Here is a 2,589-nt window from a genome sequence, read left to right as displayed (position 1 = left end):
TCATTTACTGGCCTGGATTGATTTATTGTCAATGCCTTTAGGTGGAGAACTTGGGGAAGTCTTAACAGGTGATGATTTTGCGTATTTGGATAATCAACCCTATGAGCCATGGTATGCCAGTGCTATTAATTTCGCCATCCCAAAAGCGTATGCAAAAAATACAAAAAAATCACGATTACCACTCGGCAGAGCAGTTGAACTTTTAAAGGAATTGAAAGCGATTAAAAAAGAGATGGATTTAGATGTTGGGTTTATTGGTAATTTAGTAAAACAAGTTTGTGCATTAATGAAAGATAAAAAAGCTTTCAATAAAAGTGCAAGATTAAGAGATGTAAGAAAGATTTTGTTTAAACCTCAGCTATGGCGCGCAATGATTTTTCTTAAGGCTAGAGTAGGAATTGAGTATGTAATTAATTTTTTAAAAGGACATAATGATCAGCGAATTAATATATTTAAGCTGGTTGGCATACTTGCTCTTTTGCAAAAAGAAATCTCAGATGGTGTGATAAGTGAAAGTGCAGCAGACTCATTGAAAGCAATTATGCTTAACGCTTTTCAGTTTACAAACACAAAAAATATGTATGGAGCACAATTTCAACTTGGTGTGATAGCAAGTTATGTTGCCTCAAATTTCGAATTAGTTGGTGCAGAACTAGATAGACATATAACTGTTCATATGAAAAACCACGAGCCAGAATTAAAGCGACGCATTGATATTATTGTTATGAGCAAGGATGAAGAGCACTGGATTGAAGTTAAGACTTTGCTTAAGAAAAGTTTTGTTGAAAGTCTTTCAGAAAAAAGGAATAGTTGGAGGTATAATCCATATACAGATTTGTCGAAATTTAAAATAAGTGATCTAGGTAATGGTAGTGGAAACTATCAAAAAGAATTTTTTCTAGATAGGTCGTATGCAGGGCTAGAAAATATAAGTAATAAAGTAGTGTGGTGTTTTCAGAAATTCACTTGGGTTAGTAAGGATAAGAAGACAACTAAAGAAGGTGTTAATAATGAAGAGTGGATGAAGAAGCAACTAACCACTAAAAGCCATGAGTGGTTTATTTATAAAAAACCTGACCTTAGTTTTCTTGATGTTGAAAAACAGTTTTCAATAGATTGTCAATCAGATTCATACTCAAAGAAATGTTGGAATAAGTATATAAATAAAGCTGAAAAGTCCATTAATGGTCGTGATTGGAGTAATCTATTTCATTCTGTTAAAGATATAGATATTCCTCCTGGGACTATTGGTTTGAACTTGAAAAAAATAGAGGGCTTTATTCCAGAGTCAGATTAATAAGGTTGTAAAATTATGTTTTGTATAAATGTTTTTTTGTATCTTGATAAAGATAAATATAATTTTTTTGAGCTAGTTAATGAGTATTTTGAGTCAAATGAAGGATTGAAAAAGTTTGCAAGTTGTTTAGCAGGAAATTCTCTTGAGTTAAACGAAAAAATATATAAAAAGCTGCTTATTGTTGCAGAAAATTTGATAGATAAACCTATGCTATCCTATGATATGCAGGATAATGAATGTATTAGATTTAGTACTGCTCTTTGGGATCAAGATGACAATTTTGTAGACTTGTTAGATTTGTCAATTGTAGAAGAGTTTATTGTTGAGCTTTTTAGTTATGATTGGTTTGATGATATTGGAAGCAATCCTGAGGGAATTAGATATAAATATAATAAAAGAGTAATTGCTGAAGAATATTTTAATCCAGCCTACAAAGGCTGTGAAGGAATAACTGAGTTTGTAGAATTTTGTAAAAATAAAAAAATTAAAGAAATTCAAAGGTTTTTATTTAAGGGCGTTGAGTTGCCAGAGCTTGTTATTTTTGATGTCTGTGAAGATGCAGTGACTAGAGGTGATAGTGAAGTATTAAGAACTCTATTAAGTTCTAAATATATTGTGGATACTATTAATAGTTTATCTGGCGAGTTCTCGAAAAATCCACTAATACAATGTGTTGAAACTGAGAATAGTGATGCTTTAGAGTTATTGCTTGCTTCAAATATTTCGATAAACATAAAGAATAATGATGGGTTCACTGCTATCTCGGAGTCAATATGTAAAAAAAATTCAGTTTGGTTTGATAAACTCATTAGCTTAGGCGCTGAAATTTGCTTGGATAATGGATATTATCCAGAAGTATTTAATAGCATTTTCTCAGTGTCAACTTTAATGAGTATTGACAACCCAATAGCTTTTGAACAAAGTAGATTAAAAATTCTAAGGTATTATTTAGATTCTGGTCTAGATATCAATATTAGAGAAAAGAGATGTTTAGACCGCTATGATGATATAAGTACTGATGAGTTGGCAATGTATGGTGATACTTTGTTAATGGAGTCATCTGCAAGTGGAGCTGAAAAAATTGTAAATTTTTTAATGGAAAATGGTGCAAGTATTAATTTGGTTAATGAAGGTAAAGAAATGACTGCATTAGACTATGCATATGAAATGGATGAATACTCAAGCGGATATGGGTCTGATTTGGAAGAAATTAAAAATATAAAGTGTCGAATAATAAATATGTTAAAAGATAGAGGTGCTAAAACATATGAAGAGCTTCAATTAGAAAAAGC

At 31.2% G+C, this 2,589-nt stretch carries 2 protein-coding genes; both read left to right on the top strand.

Translation table 11 applies throughout. The features are described 5' to 3' along the window. Positions 1–1,297: hypothetical protein (locus KCG35_RS24525; RefSeq protein WP_215822484.1), on the top strand; the 1,297-nt coding region annotated here is incomplete at its 5' end. Between the two features lie 15 nt (positions 1,298–1,312). Further along, a partial coding sequence (locus KCG35_RS24520; protein ID WP_215822483.1) for an ankyrin repeat domain-containing protein occupies positions 1,313–2,589 on the top strand: 1,277 nt, incomplete at its 3' end.

It is taken from the genome of Zooshikella harenae (assembly GCF_018837975.1).
Taxonomy (GTDB): Bacteria; Pseudomonadota; Gammaproteobacteria; order Pseudomonadales; family Zooshikellaceae; genus Zooshikella; species Zooshikella harenae.
The sequence above is the reverse complement of the archived record's forward strand: the minus strand, read 5'-3'. Positions and strand labels throughout refer to the sequence as shown.